Below are 21,422 nucleotides of genomic sequence, written 5' to 3'. Positions count from 1 at the left end.
AAAATAGAAAAATATGATTTAAATAATTAAAATAATTAAAATAATTAAAATAATTAAAATGATTAAATATTTGGTGTTATTATGGGAGTACAGCTTAACGAAATAATTTCAAAAAAATCAATTTCAAAAAAAGAGCTTAACAATAAAAAAATTGCAATTGATGCCATGAATGTAATTTATCAATTTTTATCAAGTATAAGGTTGCGAGATGGGACACCTTTGAAAAATAGTAGCGGGGAAGTAACTTCTGCTTATAATGGTATATTCTATAAAACCATCAATATGCTTGAAATGGGTTTAACACCGATATGGGTTTTTGACGGTCAGGCTCACGAATTAAAAGAAGTTACCCGAGAAGAAAGACGTAAAACGAGACAAAAAGCACTTAGTGAATACCTTGTTGCAAAAAAAGAGGAAGACACTGAAAAAATGCAAAAATTTGCAAAGAGAATGAATTATTTGGATACAAATATGATTTTAAATTGCAAAAGACTTTTGGATTTAATGGGAGTACCTCATTTAACGTCTGGTTCTGAAGGAGAAGCTCAATGTGCAGAAATAGTGAAAAATGGAGATGCTTTTGCAGTTGTTAGTCAAGATTATGACTCTTTACTATATGGTGCGGACAAAGTAATAAAAAATATGACTAGCTCTGGCTCCAAAGAATTAGAATATATAGAATTAAGTGAAGTTTTAGAAGAATTAGGCGTTAATCGTAGTCAATTGATTGATATGTCTATTTTAATAGGTACGGACTACAATCCAAAAGGAGTTAAGGGATTAGGACCTAAAAAAGCTCTTGAGATTGTTAAAACTAACCAGATGGAAAAATATGTACCTGAAATAGAAAACTATTCGGAAATTAGAAAAATATTTGATAAACCAGAACTTTCAGAATACAAAAAAGGCGATTTAAAATTAAAAAGACCGAATTTAGAAGGAATTTTTAAATTTTTGGTTGAAGAAAATGATTTTTCAGAAGATAGGGTTAAATCATCGTCTGAAAAATTGGACGGATTGATTAAAAATAAATTATCACAGAGTAGTATAGACAGTTGGTTTTAAATTTTAAGCCGTGTATATCATATATAGATAGTTTAATATAGGTAATTCAATATATTTCATATAATCGATTTATAATAAAATAATACTAAAATAAATAAAAAAATGATAAATTAATTTAAAAGAATGACACTAAAAGGTGTTAATATGCCAGTATATATAAATGGAAAATCTTCTTCAGTACCATTATTTTTAAAAATAATCTTTTGGATAGGGTTACTTTTATTAATTCCGTTTATTATAGCAGGAATTTTCGTATTATTCGGATATTTCACAATAAAATGGATTTATAAAAAACTTACCAAGGTAGATAGAAAACTTAAGACTAAGAAAATTAAAATTTACGAAAGCGAAGAAGAATTTAATAATTCAAAAAGCTCCAATTCATTTTTTGGAGAATTTAAAGACTTTATAAATTCACTTAATCTTAAAAGATTTTTAAATCCTTTTGGAAATTCAAAAAGTGCCAAAATCGATGAAAATGAAAATATGGACGAATACGTAAGTTTTGAAGAATTTAACGGTAGTAATAATACCAATAATAAAAATACTGAAAAAGATACAGTTACCCCCATAAAAATTGAAAAATTTGAAACTGACGATAGCATTGAAATTAACATATCAAATGTAGATAACAATGACGACAATAATAGATTAGATGCAGATAAGGACATTGATGTAGAAAATACTGAAAATAAAGAAGCTATCAAATTTGATAATTTAGATTATAAAAAATTCGTAGAATATTTAAAATCAAATGGACTTATTGAGAAAAATGGTGCATTGTACTTGTTTGATAAATCAGTCTATGCAGTATACCAAGATTCATACCCTGTAAATGACTTAGTTTCTATTTACGAAGAAAAGCCAGAAACGGATATTGTAATATTGGGACTTAAAGGAAAACCGTCAGAACCTAAAAAGATATATAATATACCTACTAAAATAACAGAAAATAAAATAAAATTAGAAGATTTAGAAGAATTTGAGATTAAATTATAAAATTATAGTATTTGACTAAATACATTTATTTATCTCCTATTTTATTTTTTTAATATTTTTTAATATTTTTATTCATTTTTAACCATATTTAATTGTTTAACTTTTGGTTTTAAATAAGATATATATAGTTAAACGATTATTATCTAATTACAAGTTACAATAATATGCTAAGAAACGTTGGCATATTTTATATAAACACGGCACTAATCAATAACCAAGATTATAACTTAGTGTAGGAAATGGTGAGAACTATGGCAAGAAAAAGAAGAGTAGAAGCAAACCCGTTCAAAGAAATGCCGTCCATATTATATCCTGATGAATTAATGGACAAAGCATACTTGCGAGCTGAAAAATTAGCTGGGGAATTAAGGACTACAACTAGAGGATTAAGCACCCCCAAATCAAGAATTATAGAAGATAACAAAATTAGGGTTATTTCGTCAGTTTTATCAGATAATTTAATAAAAATTGTTGAAAAAACGCCATCAGTTGACAATTTACAGCCATTTTATAGGGAAATATTGGAAATTATGGTTGGAAGTGACGAATTTAAAAAATCACTTGCTGCAATTCAATGGGCTTCAGATATAATCAGAAGATTGGGCATACAATATTCAAGAAGAGCTAAAAAAGCTAAATCTCCTCAGGATGCTTCATTCTACAGAAAACAGTTTGTAGGTAGAGTTTCTTCAATTATTAAGCAGATTTACCCTAATTTAGCATTTTTAGGTGTTGCGCAAAACAAATTAAAGAATATACCAACAGTTAAGGACTTACCTTCAATAGTTATTGCAGGATACCCTAATGTAGGTAAATCTACATTATTAAGAACCCTTACAGGTGCAGAACCAGAAGTAAACACTTATCCATTTACTACGAAAGGTTTAAACATCGGATATACCGAAGAAGGAATTCAAGTTGTTGATACACCAGGTGTTTTGGATAGACCTATCTATGAAAGAAACGATATTGAGCTTCACGCAGTTATTGCGATAAACTACTTGTCTGACGCTTTAATTTACGTTATAGACCCTACTGAACATTGTGGTTTTACAGTTGACGCACAGATGAGCTTACTTAAGGAAGTAGAAAAGACCTTTAGCGTTCCAGTTATTGTTGCTATGACAAAATCTGATTTAGAAAATGTGGATATGGATGAAGACAAAATCGCAAGAATTGAAGATATGGAAAAAGAATTAGAAGATTTTAACGTTGTTAAGGTTTCATCTATTAGTAAAGAAGGTATAGAATCCTTAAAATTCGAAATTCTTGAAACAATTGATAAAATAGGATTATCTGAATTAATAGAGCAATAAAATTTATTTTATTTTCTTTTTTATTTTTTATACCATATTATATTATTATTTTACTATTATTTTATTATTATTTTATTTTTCAATATTCTCTAATTGTATAACATTAATATATAGCGTAAAAATATAATATATATTATATGAAAATTATATTGTAAGAAAATATTTTACTAGAATATAAAATAATTAAATTAAGAAAATTAACACAAAAATACGGGTAAACTTCGATATTGAGGAGGGGGTCCTTTTGAAGCTATCTCTTGAAGAAGGTACTTTTGCAGTACATGAAACAAGGCAAATTTTGAAGAATTATTTAAACGGTACGGATTACTCTATATCCAACGCTCCAAAAATATTTAGTGAGACTAGAGGGGTTTTCATATCATTATATACTCAGTCCGATAATAACTTGCGAGGATGTATTGGAATACCTGAACCGGTTATGCCTCTTAAGGATGCCTTAAAAGAAGCTGCAATTAGTGCTGCAGTACATGACCCGCGTTTTACGCCCATAACACGTGACGAATTAAAGAAAATAGATATAGAAGTCAGTATATTAACACATCCTCAACTCTTAGACGTCGAAAACCCAATGGAATATATAAAAAAAATGAGCATAGGTAAACACGGTTTGATTATTGAGTTTGGTACATATAGGGGGTTATTATTGCCTCAAATTGCAAAAGAATATAACTGGAGTAAAAAACAGTATCTTTCAAATTTGTGCACTAAAGCAGGTATGCACCCTACTGCGTGGTTAGAATACGATGTTAACATCTATTCGTTTGAAGCACAGATTTTTAGGGAATTAAAACCTGAAGGAATGGTTACGGAACGTTTAGATTTTAGGGGTTGCGGATTAGATAAGAAATTATAAATAATAAAAATATTAATAAAAATAATGGCTATAACGAAATTGAATAGCATAAGGTGATTAATTTGGATTTTGAAAGTGATGAATTAAAAAAATATACAGTAATTGATGAAAATAAGTTAAAAGTTAAAAAAGTAGTTTGTAAATTCTGCAATCATGAATTTGAGGCGGTTGGCTATAAAACCATCTGTGAAAAATGTGAGAAAATCCAAAAAATTTAATAAGTTAGATAACTTATTTTGATTAAATTATTTTAAATAACTTATTTTAACTAAACTTAGATTTTCCCCAAGGCGTTTAAGAATTTTTTAGTCTTCTTTTTCTTAATATTATTGTATTCTTTTAATTTTTCAATACTAAATGGTTCACAGTCTAATTTTTTAGTTATATCTTCTATATTGCAAATAATTTTTAAGGCTGATTCTATTTCAGATTTGGAATAACCATAGTTTTCCACGATATCCCAATCGTAAGCTAAATAGAGCAAAATACCGCCAGTTAATTTTATTGGTAAGTCATACTTTGGGAATTCCTTTTCCAATATTAATTTATAGTTTAAAACTTTTTTATGGTCAGTTTTGAGCCTTAACCATGCTAATTGAGATTTTGATGGAGTTACCAATATCGAAGGGAATAAATTTGAACGTGTCCTTTCGTCTGCCGTGTTATTTAAGTAATATTTCAATAAATCATTTGATAAGTGAGATAAAGGAACATTTAAACAGGCATCTTCAAATATGGCATTCTCAACCTCAAGAGACTTTTCAAGACATTTTAAAGGTTTTCCATCCTTATATAGTCCGCAATCTTCCAATTTAGAAATTAATTGTAATTTCTTAAACTTTAACTCATTTATTTGCCTAACATCTATGATACCACCATCACAGTCAGCACGCTCATAGTTTTGGCAAATTTGTTTGTATTGAGTTATTAAGGATAATTCACTCATATTTAACATTTTTGAAATGTTTTTTAATATTTTATCCCCAATTAGTGACTGGTAAGTGTGCAGATAAGATAAAGCTAGAATTTTTTTAACGTATTGGTCATTTAAAAGCTTACTTTTTGTATAATTCTTTTTTATGGATGTTATTATCGCGTCACCATAAGTATCTCGAATATATTTTTCGTAATCTTCTTCTTCAACTTTAATACGTTTAAATCGTCTTCTTCCATTTTCTTTTATAACAATAGATAATGTTGTAGAGCTTAAAGTGGATTTACCTTCTGAATTCAAGATTGTTAGGAATTTTTTGTAAGTTTTGACCACATAATGTGGCAATTGTAACAAAAATTCTTTGTAGGAGCCATCGTAGGGCAAATTACATATTAAATCTAAATTGCCTGAGTCCTGTAAGTTACCGATTGCTATTTTATGAGATACGATAGCATACTTAACACGTTCGAGTGAACCCTTTTTTTCATCAACTACACGCCTTAAATAAGATGAATAATTCAATATATCATATATATCGTCTTCTTCACCGCCGTTTAGTCTACCAACACCAATATATGGAGTATCAAAACCTTTTAACTCCATTTTTTCCCTATAATCTTCTAAAATTACTAGATTTTTTTCCAAATCATTTAAAAGTTGCTTTTTGTCTGAATAAATATTATATTTATCAAAATTTTCAAATTTATTGGGTATATAGTGAATATTGTTTTTATTATTATTATTATTATTATTATTATGGTTACTATCTTTACTATCTTTATTATTATTCTTAGTAGTAATAGTATTTTCTGAGTCTGTGTCGTTTTCATCTTTTAAATTATCAAATTCTACATTATCAAATTTATTAAGTGGATTATCATCATTTAAAATACATAAATTATCGTATACAGTACAATATACCTTTAAATTTAAATCCGCCAAGCTATCTAAAAATTCATTACATTCTAAGATTAATGTACTGCTATCCATAATTTCACTTTGCGTCCTGTTGTCATATTATGCGATTATAAGTTATAGGTAGTCCTATAATTAAACTATGGTGTTAATTTTGAATAAATTTGCTAAAAATGTATTATATTCATTTAAAAATAACATAATACATAAACCGTAAAAATAGGTTATATTAAAGTAATATTTAGTAATTTAATTAGATATTGTTTTATAGTTTATATAGTTATCACTAGTTTAGTATTTTATATTTGTATATCAACATATTTATATTTATTCATTGTTTTTTATAAAATATTAATTTTAAATTCTTTCGATATACTTATCCTTTAAAATTTCGCCTTCTTCTGGATTTACATACTTAGGATAGGTTATTATTTTTTGTAATTTGCCTTCTACAATATTGTACAATAATTCATCCACAGATTTGTACTTTCTAGGGCAATATGCGTATAATCTATCTTCTTTCACGAAATATTTAGGATTATGAGCTATGAAATTATCTACACCTTTTGGAGAGTATATGGGCGGTCCCATTTTACACATTAAGTCGGGCATTTTAGAAATTAAGAATTCCCAGGATATATAACAGAAACTTTCATTTGCATGGTTTGAAAATCTTACAATGGCGAAGTCATTTTCTTCAAATATATGAGAAATACTTTTTTGTAGTCTATCCATTTGTGGATAAATAATATCGTCTACGATTTCGGGATTCCTTGGTATTTTTAAACATAATTCGTAACCTTTTTCCCTATCGTTTAAGTTATTTAACACTTTTTTATCGTAATCGTAGAAATATTCTATATTTGGGTCTTCTAAAAACTTTCTAGCGTAAAGTACGAATTTATAGAAATTTTCAGTACTTAAAGCGGCTGCTACGTTTCTATCTAAGTCCGATGGGTCATAAATAACTAATGGCTGATTTTTATAATATTTATTATCTAAAAATTTGTATTCTTTTAATTTTATGACATTAGAATTATTTTCTTCCGAATTATTTAGATTTATTAAATTTATATTGGTGTAATGCTCATTGAAATAAATATTTGGATTTTCTAAATACTCCGTATTCCATTCTGGGCTTTTTATATTGTATATCTCCAAAATATCAGTTAAAAGTATTTTTTTACCTGCTTTCCATTTTTTAGCAGAATTCAGTAAATTTATAAATCCCCCATAGTAATAAATCAATAATTCACACAAGTAACCTGAAAAGCCAGCGGTTTTTAAATCAGAACCATAAAGTCCGATACCTTTTAAAAACCTTTTTAGGATTATTACGTCGTCTGTTATTGTACCATTTGGATAGCTTTCATATTTTTTGCTTTTACAGTATTTCTCATGCCTTTTGTAAGCATTTAATAAAAACTCATTATGTAGGGGAGTCCTATCAACTGAAGATATAAGTTTTTCGCCCCATTGAATATCATAGCATGGTACAAGGTCTAACGAGAATTTATCAATTTTTGCAGTAATGTAGGGATGTTCTGCGTATTTTACCCAGTATTTTCCATTTAATTTTGTTACCAGTTCTATTCCAAAATTTAAGCCGATTTCCTTTAATTCCTCTCTATCAGTATTTTTATCAAATTTTAAAAAAATATCGATGTCGTGGTCATTTTTTAGATTAGTGCCCCTAGCAGTCGAACCCACCCGTACAACATTTAAAATAGGGTATTCCTTCATCTCATTTATTGTGTCAATAATTTTTTTTGAAAAAGTAGTTAAATGATTTTTTTCATCTTCACAGGGTTTAACATCTCCTAAAACTTCTCTTAAGATACTTTGGATTTTTGCATTATTATCGGACTTTAAATTTTTATTGGTCATGAAATCACTCTTAAATTATTTTAAAATATTCTAAATTCTAAAATATATTGATTATATTAATTAAATTAATTAAATTAATTTAAATTACATTAAACTATTTGAAAATTAGGGTTATATATTATTTTATACACACATATAGCGATACAGATAAATTGACTAATATATGGATTAAAATTAAAATTAAAATTAAAAGTAAAAGTAATAGTAAAATTAAAATAAACGATAATAAGCTTATTAAATATTTAAAGAATGTATTTTTATATTTAAAATATTGAGGGGTATCTCAGAATTAATCCATATTAAGGTGTTAAAGTAGTAATAAACTAAATAATACTCTAAAACAACTTAGTTACGAACTAAACCTTTGGAATCTCCTGCATTTATTTTATGGAGGCCGTCTTCAGAAGTTTTGTTTAACTTATCTGCTGACTTTGTATTTATATATTTAAAAGCATTGTCTGCAAGTCTTTTAGATAGGTTATCAGGGATTGCTTCGTCTTTTTCAGATAAACCTTCTGCAATACATGCTGCAAGTAAAAATATAGCTGCTCTTTGTTCTGTTTTTAATTTGTGGATGTGATGAGGTTTTACATCTAATTTTTCATAGATTTCGTAGTATTCACAGTTATTTTGCTCAGGCATTATTTCTTTGAATACATGTACAAAAAATTGATGAAGTTCCATTAGTTGTTCTTTATGCATATTTTCTCCCATATACTGGTTATTAAATTAAATATACGATTAAACTACGATTATTCGAATATAACTCAAATATAATTCAAATATTACATAAAAGTTACTTGGGAATAAGGCTAACAATCGAATAAATACGAATAAATAATAATTTCTAAAGTTATAGTTCTATTCTAATTCTAACTTTAATTATAATTCCAATTTAAATTATTTAAATTATTTAAACTTTTATAGAAAACTACACCTATATGATTATATTTATATAAGAATAAATAGTTTTTGGGACTATTTCGTCTATTATTTTTCACATGTCCGCTATTTTTCTTATTTTTGACTTATTATTCTAATATCTATTTATTTTTTAATAAGTATATTATGTCGTTAATTTTATAAATATATTAGCAATATGTCAACAATATAACTATTCCTATAATTATTTCCCTTTATCATATATAAAATAACTGCAAGAATTAAATATATGCACTCGGTTATGTTTTAACAGTAAATTAAACTTTATAATGACCATTTTGAGTATATTAATTAAAAGATTAGTAACTCTTTTAGATTTTTTAGAATTTTACAAAATTTTGTTAAATTACATCAAATAAATATAAATAATAAGTTTATATACATTTGATGTACTTAATATCTCAGGATATTTCAAAATTATTAACTTATTATATATATTAAAATTATTAGCTCTAGATTTATTAAAATTTACTAGGATTTCTAATTATTTAGGTGATGGTATGATATTACTTGCACTACCAAACAAAGGAAGAATTTCAAAACCTGTTAATGAAATATTGGAAAAAGCGGGTTTAAAAATAACCGTTAGGGGAAGAAGCTTATTTGCGAACACTGTTGACGAAGAAATAAAAGTAATGTTTGCAAGAGCAAAAGATATTCCCGAATTTGTAGCAGATGGCGTCGCAGACGTTGGGGTTACGGGCTACGATTTAATGTTAGAGAGAGATACTGAGGATAGAATAGATACACTTCTTGATTTTAAATTTGGAAGCGCAAGATTAGTTATCGCATCTCCGGAAAATTCTGAAATAAACAGTCTTGAAGATATCAAAGACGGAATGAAAATAGCTACTGAATTCCCTTGTTTAACTAAGAAATATTTGGAGAAAAAAGGATTAAACCTTGAAATAATCGAGTTAAGTGGTGCTACAGAAATAGCTCCGTTTATTGGCATTGCAGATTTAATTTGTGATTTAACATCTACAGGTACTACATTAAAATTAAATAGGCTCAAGGAAGTTTGCGAAGTAGTTTCATCGACAACTAGACTTGTAGCGAATAAAAATGCCCTTGAAGATGAGGAAAAAGCTAGAAAAATAAGCGAATTGATAAATGCAATAAGAAGTGTTATGTATGCACAATCTAAAAGGCTTATTATGCTAAACGCGCCAAAAAGTAACGTAGAAGAAATTATAAAGGTAATTCCTGGTATGAATGGACCTACAATCTCCGAAGTGAAATCATATCAAAATACTGATATGCCAATGGTTGCAATACAAGCTGTTGTAGAAGAAAATCAGATATTTACAATCGTTAATCAGTTGGAAAAATTAGATGGAAGAGATATTTTAGTTGTACCAATTGAAAGAATTATAAACTAAATTATTTTTCTATTTTAATATTTTATTATCATATTCTAATTACAATATTATTGGATTATTGGATTGTTGTATTATTCTTTTATTATGTTATTATACTTTAATAAATTAAAATAGATAGATTTATTTAAATTTAAATAGTATAACTTATATAAACGTAAAAACGTATAAAGTGTATAGAATAATGAAAATTTAAAATTTATAAAATTTATAAAATTAATATTGATATATTCGGTGGAAAAATGAGCGATGATTTGTCAATGAAATGTGGACTTGAAATTCACGTACAAGTGGATACAGATTCAAAATTATTTTGCATGTGCCCTACAAACTACAAAGATGTAGAACCAAACACGAACGTATGTCCTGTATGTATGGGTCATCCGGGTGCAAAACCAATGCCACCTAACAAAGAAGCAATCGACGTTGCAATTATGGTTGCTAAAATGTTAGGCTGTGAAATGGTTTATGATAAAGATATCTATTTCCAAAGGAAACACTATAACTACCCCGATTTACCAAGCGGATATCAAAAAACTTCCGTACCTATTGGGGTAAAAGGTAACTTCTTAGGCGTTGAAATTACAGAAGTTCACTTGGAAGAAGACCCTGGGCAATATAAACCTGATTTAGGTACTGTAGACTACAATAGGAGTGGTACTCCATTAGTAGAGATAGTTACCGAACCAGATATGAAAAGCCCTGAAGAAGCAAGGGAATTCTTAAGACAATTAATGAGATTGTTTAGATATATTGGTCACCTTAGGGGAGAAGGTACCATGAGAGCAGATACAAACATATCCATTAATTACAACGGTATTCAAGGTAAAAGGGTTGAAGTTAAAAACGTTAACTCAATAAAAGGTGTTTTCAAGGTATTAAAGTATGAAATCATCAGACAAAAGAACGTGTTAAGAAGGGGCGGAGAAATTAAAATGGAAACAAGGGCTTTTATGGAAGCTCAGATGATTACAAAGTCCATGAGAAGCAAGGAAACCGCTGACGATTATAGACACATTCCCGACCCTGATATACAACCTATCGTATTGGACCATGAATGGGTTGAGGTAGTTAAGGAAAGAATGCCTGAAACTCCTATCGATAAGGAAAAAAGATTTGTTGAAGAATATGGGATTAAAGAAGATGACGCTAAAGTTTTAGTTTCAGACCTTGAGCTTGCAGACGTATTTGAGAAAGTAGTTTCACACTTTGGAGCAGATGAAAAAAGCATTGCTTTATCGGTAACATGGATTAGAAACGAATTAAAAAGAGTTCTTACATATAATAAAGTTGATTTCGTAGATAGTGGATTAACAACCGAACAAATCGTTGAATTAATCGAATCAATCACCAATAAAACAATTAGCCAAAAAATCGGTAAAAGAATTATCGAATTAATGGTTGAAAACAAAGGTGAAAAATCACCGAAACAAATTATTGCAGAAGAAGGTCTTACCGTTGTTGGTGACGATAGCGAATTAGAGCAATTCTGTGAAGAAGCTATTAAAAATAGTGCTGTAGCGGTTGAAGATTATAAATCTGGAAACAATAAAGCTCTTAACTCAATTGTTGGGCAAGTTATGAAATTAACACGTGGTAGAGCAGAGCCTGGAAAGGTTGTAAAAATATTGAAATCTAAATTAGATTAAATTAGATTAAATTAAATTAGATTAATTATCTGCCCTTACCATCAATTTTTCATCTTTTTTAAAATAGTTGTATAAAAATATAAATACTTCAAATACATATTATTGTCATTAATTTTGGTTTTATTTTATACGAGGGAAATTTAAAAACTTATTATAATTCCGATATATTAAAATTAAAAAATACAATATTAGAATATATAGATAAGTAAATTAATAGATTTACAAATTAAGAATTAAATTAAAAATGTAACACATGCGTTAATGGTGAAATTATGGAGATATCTGTTATAGGGGCTTCCGGTAAAATTGGTTCACAACTATCATTTTTATTGGCACGTGAGAAATACATTAGAAATATTAACCTTGTGGCTCGTGAAAAATCATTAAATATGCTTGAAGGTATAAAAATGGACATCTATGATGCTTTGGCAGCTTCTGGGCGGGATGCTGAAATAAAAATTCATAGCGATACGGAAATTGAAAACTTGTGCAATAGTGATATGATAATTGTAACTTCAGGTGCAAAACGTAACGGTAACATGTCCCGTTTGGATTTAGCAAAGACTAACGCCAAAATTATAAAAAATTATTCAAGAGAGATTGCAAAGCATTGTGATACTAAAATATTTATGGTATCTAATCCAGTTGATGTAATGACATACAAAGCACTAATGGAAAGTGGATACGATAAAAGCAAGGTGTTTGGATTAGGTACTCACTTGGATTCAATGCGTTTTAAGGTAGCAATCGCTAAATTTTTTGATGTCCATATAGATGATGTTAGAGCGAGGATTGTCGGTGAGCATGGTGACAGTATGGTACCATTGATAAGCTCTGCAGCTATTGGCGGTATCCCTGTGAGAAGATTACCTAGTTATGAAGATTTCCCATACTACGACATATTAAATAGCATAAAAACACATGGAAAACGTATAAATGGTTTAAAAAACGGCTCTGAATATGGTCCTGCGTCTGCAATAGTCAATATTGTCAAATGTATGGCGAACAACGATAGGAGATTGTTAACGCTATCCACGTTTCTTGAAGATGAAATAGAGGGTATAGAAGGTAATGCTTGCGTAGGAGTACCCGTAAAAGTAGGTAGAAAAGGAATCGAAGAAGTAATACCAATTAAAATGGAAGATTGGGAATATCAATCGTTTAAAAAATCTGTAGATGTACTTAGAGATTACTGCAAATCTGTTGCAGATATCTAATTTATAAAATATTACTCTAAAAAAGCTAGAAATCAAAAATCAAAAATCAAAAAAGTTAGAATTTATTTTATTCTATTTTTATTCTATTTTTATTAAGTTATATTGATATTGGTATTTTCAAATATTAATCTATAAGTAATTTTGTTATTTTCTATATTCTATATTCTATATTCTATTTGTTATTTTAATTATCTTAAAACGTTTGTTAATTCTTCAACAGCTTGGTCTAATAATCCATTTCTGTTTTGAACGATTTTAACAGTAGCTCCTGTTAAAACACCGTATGACATTGCCGCACATCTGTTCATAAATTGGTGCTGTTCGATTGTGGAAGCTGTGTCAAGGTCTCTAACTCTTGTTTCGTCACTCATTCTTCTCATTAAGATTTCGTCGCCGGTTGTTTCTACAACGATTATTAAATCAGGGTTTAATTCGTTCAATACCCATGATGGTAGTCCTGGTAAGTAACCTTTAGGTGTTGATACGGTGCTGTGGGTGTCTACCGCTACAGGTGATTCTTTAGCCATTTCTGCGATTTTTCTACCTGCCATTTTTTGAATTCTTTTCTGGGTTTCAGGGTCCATTTTTCTCATTTGGTCTCTATCAGATACTAAGTTTTCTTCCTTTGCAACTTCGAACATTACAGAGCCAAAACTAACCATTTTATAGTTTACGCCTTCTTTTCTTAAGTTATCCATAGCCAATTGTGACGATGTGGTGCTACCAACGCCAGGTACTCCAGTCACTACTACAACTTTATTTTTCATTTAATCACCGTTTTAAAAATTTTAAATATCCTCAAATTTAGATACGTATGTCATAAGACATTTGATATATCTATTATTTATTCAACCCACTTATATATTTAAATCTCAATATATAAAAGTTACCCTAAATTAAATGAAAATTATATTATATTCTGAAAAATTGTAAAAGTTGTGAAAAAAATGTTAATTTTAAAATATAATTTTTTAATTAGGAGATTATATTTGTAAAAAACATTTGAAAAATAAAAATAAAAATAAAAATTTTAAATATGTGGTATGTATTTTGTGTTTAAATATATTATTTATTATTTTTAGTATACTCGATAAACTTACTAGTTTATTTAATTAATCTTTTTAGCTTCACCGTCAACCCATTCTACGTAAATAGGTTCTTCAGGAACTTCGCTAAGTGATTTAAAGTATTCTACGGCAGCTTGTGTACCAAATCTATCTGAACCTGCAAGTAATACAACGTTGTATTCAGTTACTATACCAGTTCCTTCTGATTTGATAGTTATCATTTGTATAATACCTTTATTTTCCCCAGGGTTTGAATTTGTAATTGACACTGGGAATTGGTTCATATATGCTTTTGTTAATGCGTTTGCCAAAGGACCACCAACGATAATTGTGTCATCGTTTATTTTAAGGTCTTCTGTACATTCACAAATTGAACTTTTTAATGATTTTGCATAGCTCTTATCGAGATTTGCGTAAACTATTTTTGAATCTGAAATCATACTACTTGTAGTAATTGAATCCGAGGTACTGTGATGTCTACTTCCACCGCTACTTCCAGATGAACTAGAACCTGAATCAGTCACTGGAAGAGCAGAAGTAAGTTTCATAGTGATAACGGGGTCTTTTACAAGTGTTAATTCCACAACACCGTTATTTAACATTCTGTACCATCCTACAGTACTATTGAAGTCTTTTTCTTTTAAAGTGATATTTTTAGAGCCTGTATCTACAGTAATTTCATCTAATTTTAAGTTACCGGTTGGCACTCTAAGAATTGTTACACCTTTTGAACCATCGTTCAATGCTTTAAACGTAAGTTTTGAATTTACGGTATTTCCTGCTTGTTCAGCTTTATATTCAAAGTCTGAAACTGTGAAACCATCATTTAATACTTCAGTTATGTTATTTAATGAATTATTTAATATTTGTTCAATATCTTCTTTAGTAGATACTTTTTTATTTTTAATTTCTTCAGCTTGCTTGTTTAATTTTTCAATCTTGGCCAAAGTGTTTGCTGGTACTTTTATATCTTTAACTAAAGGAATGTATAAATTGTCTTCATCTCCGAAGCTTACTTCTGAAACGTTGAATTCTTCATTTTTATATACTGGAGTTGTATTGATAGTTCCTGTTGAAGGACAGTCAATTTTTTTATCTCCGATTGTTTCTTCAACAAAGTTATCAACGATTCCTTCACTTATTACTTTAACGTCTAATGTTTGTACGCTTATAGGATTATCATAATCATCCATAAATTTAAACGTATATTCTACAATTTCGTTTTCTTCATATGGTACGAATTTAATATAATCTGCTTGCTTATCACTTGGTTGACCATCAGCAGTTGTTTTTTCACCTACTGAAACGTAAAAGATTCCTGTACTTTCATCGTAGTAATCTTCTTCGTCACCATTTAATAAAACTGCTTTTTTAGCATTTTCAGGCAATGGTACAACTAAGCCGAGCCATACTGGGCAAGTTTCCTGACTACCATCAAATTCAGGGTATACCTGTCCTGCTGCAGTTTCATTTAAGTTTTCTAATGTAGATGTTGTTAAATCAACTGTTACATATCCTGCTTTTGATACATCAGGAGTTACACCTTTTAATTGTGTATCTGCACCTGTTGTTGTAGCTTGTGCAAGTTCTTCAGGAATTACCAATGATTCTAGTGCTACATTATCATCAATGACGATTTTGAATACTTGAGTTGATACATTATTCCAAACTGCTGTTATAGTAAATTCTCTATTCTCTTCAGTCACGATTGGATAGTAGTATAAGGTATTGTTAATTCCTTTAACTTCATCCCATTTCGATTCAATGTCTCCAACCTTTATTTTTGAATTTGAAGTATCTACACCTTCAAGCCCTACAATTTGTAAACCTATCCTGTTACCTGCTGGCATGTATTCGGTAGCAGTACTCCATAAAATTTCTCCTTCAACATATTCAATTGTATTTCCATTTGCGTTGATAACTAAATTATCTCCGCCAACATTTTCTGAACTTCTGATAATAGCTCCCCCTATGATTGAGGTCGTATTAAATGTTACGTTTCCGTAGCTATTGCTTTGTTCATCTGACAAATCAATGCCCGTAATGTTTACACAGTACGGTTTTGATGTATTTACAATTTCTAATACGAAGTTTGCAAGTTCAAATTCATCATATTTATTTTCGGTGAAGTTGAAACCTCCAAAGTAACCTGTTTCAGCATTGTAATTTGAAAAGTTACCCGATAACGTGTAATTTTTAACTACTAAGTTTTTAAGATTTAATGTTCCTTCAAATCCAGCACATTTTCTGTATTCTGCAACTTCTTTTGCATTAAGTGTGAAAATGAAACTATTTCCTTCAGTATCTTCTTTTGCTGTGTAAACGTTAATTGCGTCGTCAACAACTTTTACAGATTTTGAAATCCTGTTGTTTGATTCACTTTCCTCAAGTACAGCGTTGCTTTCGTCTGCAACTATTGTTATTAAGGTATTCGTTCTTGCGTTATTTGCCCATTCGAACTGCAATGTTTCAGTAGCGCCTACTTCTAAAGATTCGATTGTTTTTTCGATTGGGTTGTTTGCATCAACGTATAATAATACTTTGAATGGTTTTGTAACATCAACGTGACCGTTATTTGCAACTTCCACATCCAAAATTACTTTTTGTCCAATATTATAAGAATCTGGAATAATTGAGTTAATTTCAATATCGGAACCTATAATTTCTACTGTAGTATTATTTACTTCAATATTATTAAATTCAGAAGATTTATCGGAAATTGATACGTTTTTTAATCCTAAAATTAAATTTCCAGGTTTTAAAGCTTTAAATTTAGCTTTTGCAACAGTTGAATCTTCGTTAATTCCATTAGTAATGATTGAATATTGAATTGTACCTTTATCGTTATTAATATCAATAAGTTTTAAATTAATATCTCCTTCAAGAACTTGGAATTTAGAATCTTCACAACTTACTAAATTTTTATCGAAATTAAGTACAAATTCAAATCCTTGTGGATTTCTAAATCCATCTAATTTATTTAAGTCAATAGATATGTTGAAATATTCTCCAGCTTTAACTGTAGATATATTTTCAGTTAAATTTACAGAAATTGGTTTTTCTGTAACTTCAATAGTTTTTAATACTTTATTGTTAGCTGTATTTTCATCATCGAAGCTTAATTGCGCGATTATTTTTGTACTTGGTTTTTCTGCTGTCCAATCAACAACTACATCTTGAGTTTCGCCAACAGCTAATGGGTTCACTTTTACTGTTTTTAATAATGTGGAATCTGCATATACTGAAATAGTATAAGTTTCATTATTGCTTAAAGTTGCTGAACCTTTGTTTGAAAGTGGCACTGTTATTTTTGCAGGTGTTGAATAATATGGATTATCAACTGTAATTTCACCAATTTCTATGTCGGGTGTAGTTACTACTATACTAACATCCTTTTGTGCAACTTTTTTTGCACTTTGAGCAGAAACTTTTCCAGACAATGTACCCACACCTAAAACTAAATCTGGTACTTGTACTTTGAATGATTTTGATGTAGTATCATAATTCATTGTGTAATTTTTATCATTTAATGAAAAGTTTACATCCATACTTTCATTTGCAAAGCCAGGATAAGTTACTTTTGACTCTACATCTAAAGTAACTATTCCTTCGTAAATAGGTTCAGGAAGTATAGTTACTTCGGTTATATTAGGATTACTTTCCAAAATTTCAACATTTCCATTTAATATATGTTCTGGGATAGGTAGTGTTGAAAGACCGTTATTTGTAGTTAAATCTATATTTCTTAAAAGTATTTCATTTGTTGAATTTTTGTAGGTCTCGAATGTAAGAGTAGCTACTGAAAAGTTAGTTTCTGTAATTCCCCCTCCCATCCAAGCTAAACTAATTGAATTACTAGCTACCTGAACATCTTTAAGACCTGCAGTATTTGCAAGGTCAGATAATTGAATGTTTGTCAATTTTAAATTATTGGCATCATATGCAAAAGTGGATTCAAATCCTTCTACAGTTATGTTTGAATTATTTACCCAAACATCCATTTGCACTTGTTGACCTTCGTAAACTTGCTGTGTTTGAGGGGCTAAACTAACGATAATCTTATCATTAGTGGATACTGCAGAACAAGCCCCTAAACTACCAAAAATCACAAAAATTGCCATTAATGACATTATTATAATTTTTAACTTACTTTTAGAGTTTATTTTTGAATTTTTCAAATTACCACCATCTAAATTCAATAGTAGTTTATTTTTTTCTTTTTTTATTTTTTCTGTTATTTGTTAAAAAATAATTAATAAAAATAATTAGTAGGGAATGCTAAAACGATTAAATTAAATTAAATTTAAGTAACTTTATAATTATCAACCCTATTAATTACATTTTTTAATGTTTTTTAGTATATTATGTCGTTTATGCGGTATAAGGCGTTCCAGTATTAGTTTCTGGGTCGTAAGCCAATAAATATCTGGTTGAACGTCCTTTAAAGTCATCTGGGTACATTATAGTTCCCATATCCATTAAAATTTCATCTGTGTTCACAACTCCTGTTTGATAGAAATCTGAGGAATAACAGAATACTCGTCCATTAATTACAGGGTTTAATTGCTCATAACCTACGTGTCTTTCTTTGAATTTCGACAAGTATTTTGTAGCAGATGATACAACCCAAAGGTCTGCGTTTTTAGTGGTCTCGAGGAATTCTTCTTTGGTCAATTTTGCAAATCCTGTTCCAGTGTATTGAGTAAATAAGTAATCTGCCTTACAATTTTGGGTAATACCCCTAGCATAATAGGATTGTGCAGCAGGGATGGATGCGTATCCCTTACTAGTTATATAACCCCAAGAAACTGTAGGAGCATTAGTACCGGATGCTGCCCTTTTAGCATTTAATGATTTTTTCTCCACTTTTGAGAAATAGCTACTTACGAATTTTTCTTTGTTGTAGAATGCAGCCATTGCTTTTGCCCATTCGCATCTACCTAAGAAAGTTTGTTCTGTCCATGATGGGAATGCAATACACGTAATATCTTTATCTCTACAATTACTATCGATAGTACTACCCCTATTTCCATCCAAAGAATTCATAACGAAATCAGGGTTTAATGTCGTTAATTTTTCATAATCTAAGCTATCAGGATGTCCTAAGTGTACTATTTTATTATCACTACCTTCTATACCAGTCAAATGTTGATTGATATAATCAAAATGCCATGGTTTTACACCGGTAGTGGTAGATACACCCTTAAGTGTATTCATTACGTCTCCATTTTCATCATTACATACCAAATAAGCTACGTGTACGGTAGATGTTGATACAACATTGTCTACGGGGGTAGTAATTATTGTATCGTACTTTACGTTTGCCCAAGTAGGTACGTTCTGACTTTGATTTTTCAATAAGTATTTTACACCCGCTCCATCAGTGAATATTTTATATTCAAAACTTTCACCGTTGTAAGGATTTACCTCTAAACCATCAGCGTCATAATATACTAAATCCATGCTCTTAGCGTATGCAATAGGTTCTGACATCTTGTCGTAGTAATTAAATAGATATACAACATCGGAAACGGAAATTTTATTGTCTGCGTTGACGTCACCGTCTTCAATATCCATATTTCTAATATTAAACAAATATACAACATCGGAAACGGAAATCTTTCCGTCACAATTAACGTCACCCAATCTATAGTCATAATTTCCACTCGCAAAGCTTGATGGAATTAAAAAAATTGTTAAAAGGATTAAAAAACCCATTTTAGTCTTAAAACTACTCAAAACTTAGCCTCCATTACTTTTATTTTGATAATTGTTAATTTTTGTTAATTTTTGGTATAATTTACTACTATAGTTATAGTTATGTTTATAAATTTTAAACAAAACTTTAATTGGCTCTCAAAATATATATAATTATTGATTAGTTTAATATAATTAAAGGTACCTTTAATAAAAAAATTACAACATAAATGGAATAAATAAAAAATAACAAGTAAATGTAAATGTAAAAAAATAAAAAATAGAAGAAAAAAATAGAATATATTAATAATTATTTAACGTATTTTAAGATATCAAGGTTATTTTTTTCACATATTTGAGACAATTTATTGTATAATTTTTCATCTAATTCGTAACCATCTTTTTTGAGTTCCCACGTCCTTTTTTCAGGCTCTCCGGCAACTAAAATTTCATCAAAACCGTTTAAAAGCTTTGAACCTTTTAATTCATTAATTAAATCATCAGTTCTATTCTTAAAAGTTTCCGAACCTGCGAAAAATTCCGGATTAATTGCTAAAAACAAATCGCCTTTGGTACATATTGCTTTTGGGTCTGCAGTTCCTTTAACATTGGTTCCTACTGCTGCACCACCTAATGCTGACAATAATTCAATTGCTGTAGCAATTCCATAGCCTTTGATTCCACCGAAAGGTAAAATACAACCGTTTAAAGCTTCTTTTGGATTATTAGTTGGATTACCATCTTTATCTAGTGCTGAATTTTCAGGCAATTGTTTACCCAATCTATCTGCTTCAAAGATTTTACCCCTTGCAATTGACGCTGTTGCCATATCCAATGAGAATTTTGTTTCATTGCCTTCTATTGCAATAGCCACAGGGTTTGTGCCCAATATTTTATCAGTTCCCCCGTATGGCGCCATTGCAGGTTCTGTATTTGTTATTGCTAGCCCTATTAATCCTTCTTTCATTGCTCTTTCGGAATAATGACCAGTTATCCCAAAGTGGTTAGCATTATATGTTGAAACCATACCGATACCAATGTTTTTAGCTTTTTGAATTGCCAAATCCATTGCAAAAGCTCCAATTACATAACCCAAACCCATATTTCCGTTGATTAATGCAGTTGCAGGACTTTCCTTTTCAATTTTTATTTCAGCATTTGGTACGATTACGCCTGCTTCTAAACCAATTACGGTTTGGTGAAATCTACCTATTCCGTGAGAAGTAAAACCTTTTAAATCAGCTTCGGTAAAAATTTCAGCTGTTAGTTTTGCATCTTTTTCATTTACGCCGTATTTCAATAAAATTTGTTTTAATAATTCAACTTGATTTTCAGGAGTTATAAACATATTATTCACCGGTTTTAACTGTTTTTGATTGAGTTATGATATATGATTTTTTGTATATAATTGTAGTGATTGAGGTTTGAAATAAATGATATATAAAATAGTATAAAATAAAAAAGTAAAAAAATAAAAAAAA

15 protein-coding genes are annotated in these 21,422 nt (G+C 29.3%); 8 read left to right on the top strand and 7 right to left on the bottom strand.

The features are described 5' to 3' along the window. The first annotated feature begins 81 nt into the window (after positions 1-81). The 5 genes from fen to M2325_RS02440 all read left to right on the top strand — a co-directional run bounded on the left by fen (position 82) and on the right by M2325_RS02440 (position 4,472). Positions 82-1,065 carry a flap endonuclease-1 gene (gene fen, locus M2325_RS02460; protein ID WP_209590553.1) on the top strand — a complete coding sequence of 328 codons (984 nt, stop codon included), beginning with the start codon at positions 82-84 and terminating at the stop codon, positions 1,063-1,065. Positions 1,066-1,209: 144 nt separating this feature from the next. Then, positions 1,210-2,064, top strand: a complete 855-nt coding sequence (locus tag M2325_RS02455; RefSeq protein ID WP_209590552.1) for a hypothetical protein — start codon at positions 1,210-1,212, stop codon at positions 2,062-2,064. Positions 2,065-2,315: 251 nt separating this feature from the next. Beyond that, entirely contained in the window at positions 2,316-3,380 is a 1,065-nt protein-coding gene (locus M2325_RS02450; RefSeq protein WP_209590551.1) for an NOG1 family protein, read from the top strand. 244 nt (positions 3,381-3,624) lie between these two features. After that, positions 3,625-4,254 carry a TIGR00296 family protein gene (locus M2325_RS02445; protein WP_209590550.1) on the top strand — a complete coding sequence of 210 codons (630 nt, stop codon included), beginning with the start codon at positions 3,625-3,627 and terminating at the stop codon, positions 4,252-4,254. 62 nt (positions 4,255-4,316) lie between these two features. Then, complete coding sequence (locus M2325_RS02440; protein ID WP_209590846.1) at positions 4,317-4,472, top strand: hypothetical protein; 156 nt, start codon at positions 4,317-4,319, stop codon at positions 4,470-4,472. A 56-nt stretch (positions 4,473-4,528) separates the two neighbouring features. Here M2325_RS02440 and M2325_RS02435 read toward each other — a convergent pair whose 3' ends face one another. The 3 genes from M2325_RS02435 to M2325_RS02425 all read right to left on the bottom strand — a co-directional run bounded on the left by M2325_RS02435 (position 4,529) and on the right by M2325_RS02425 (position 8,692). Next, positions 4,529-6,178 carry a DUF530 family protein gene (locus M2325_RS02435; protein WP_209631555.1) on the bottom strand — a complete coding sequence of 550 codons (1,650 nt, stop codon included), beginning with the start codon at positions 6,176-6,178 and terminating at the stop codon, positions 4,529-4,531. 282 nt (positions 6,179-6,460) lie between these two features. Then, a complete protein-coding gene (gene cca / locus M2325_RS02430) occupies positions 6,461-7,990 on the bottom strand; it encodes a CCA tRNA nucleotidyltransferase (RefSeq protein ID WP_259050717.1) in 1,530 nt (509 codons plus the stop codon). A gap of 345 nt (positions 7,991-8,335) precedes the next feature. Then, complete coding sequence (locus M2325_RS02425) at positions 8,336-8,692, bottom strand: UPF0058 family protein (RefSeq protein ID WP_209590547.1); 357 nt, start codon at positions 8,690-8,692, stop codon at positions 8,336-8,338. A 740-nt stretch (positions 8,693-9,432) separates the two neighbouring features. On the opposite strand from M2325_RS02425, the gene hisG reads away from it, so the two are divergent. From hisG to M2325_RS02410, 3 genes are all read left to right on the top strand, one after another. Next, a complete protein-coding gene (gene hisG, locus M2325_RS02420; RefSeq protein ID WP_209590546.1) occupies positions 9,433-10,314 on the top strand; it encodes an ATP phosphoribosyltransferase in 882 nt (293 codons plus the stop codon). A 239-nt stretch (positions 10,315-10,553) separates the two neighbouring features. Beyond that, the gene (gene gatB, locus M2325_RS02415) at positions 10,554-11,960 is read left to right on the top strand and encodes an Asp-tRNA(Asn)/Glu-tRNA(Gln) amidotransferase subunit GatB (protein ID WP_209590545.1); all 1,407 of its coding nucleotides are present in this window, start codon (positions 10,554-10,556) and stop codon (positions 11,958-11,960) included. 272 nt (positions 11,961-12,232) lie between these two features. After that, the gene (locus M2325_RS02410; RefSeq protein ID WP_209590544.1) at positions 12,233-13,177 is read left to right on the top strand and encodes a malate dehydrogenase; all 945 of its coding nucleotides are present in this window, start codon (positions 12,233-12,235) and stop codon (positions 13,175-13,177) included. Between the two features lie 188 nt (positions 13,178-13,365). Here M2325_RS02410 and M2325_RS02405 read toward each other — a convergent pair whose 3' ends face one another. The 4 genes from M2325_RS02405 to comC all read right to left on the bottom strand — a co-directional run bounded on the left by M2325_RS02405 (position 13,366) and on the right by comC (position 21,289). Beyond that, a complete protein-coding gene (locus tag M2325_RS02405) occupies positions 13,366-13,944 on the bottom strand; it encodes an adenylate kinase (RefSeq protein WP_209590543.1) in 579 nt (192 codons plus the stop codon). Between the two features lie 341 nt (positions 13,945-14,285). Continuing rightward, positions 14,286-18,422 (bottom strand): CARDB domain-containing protein, encoded by a 4,137-nt coding sequence (locus tag M2325_RS02400; protein ID WP_259050715.1) that lies wholly within the window; start codon positions 18,420-18,422, stop codon positions 14,286-14,288. Positions 18,423-18,615: 193 nt separating this feature from the next. After that, the gene (locus tag M2325_RS02395; protein ID WP_209590541.1) at positions 18,616-19,983 is read right to left on the bottom strand and encodes an ABC transporter substrate-binding protein; all 1,368 of its coding nucleotides are present in this window, start codon (positions 19,981-19,983) and stop codon (positions 18,616-18,618) included. A gap of 268 nt (positions 19,984-20,251) precedes the next feature. After that, entirely contained in the window at positions 20,252-21,289 is a 1,038-nt protein-coding gene (gene comC / locus M2325_RS02390; protein ID WP_209590540.1) for an L-sulfolactate dehydrogenase, read from the bottom strand. Positions 21,290-21,422: the final 133 nt, after the last annotated feature.

It is taken from the genome of Methanococcus voltae PS, assembly GCF_024807035.1.
In the GTDB taxonomy this organism is placed as follows: Archaea; AGJL01; Methanococci; order Methanococcales; family Methanococcaceae; genus Methanococcus; species Methanococcus voltae.
The sequence above is the reverse complement of the archived record's forward strand: the minus strand, read 5'-3'. Positions and strand labels throughout refer to the sequence as shown.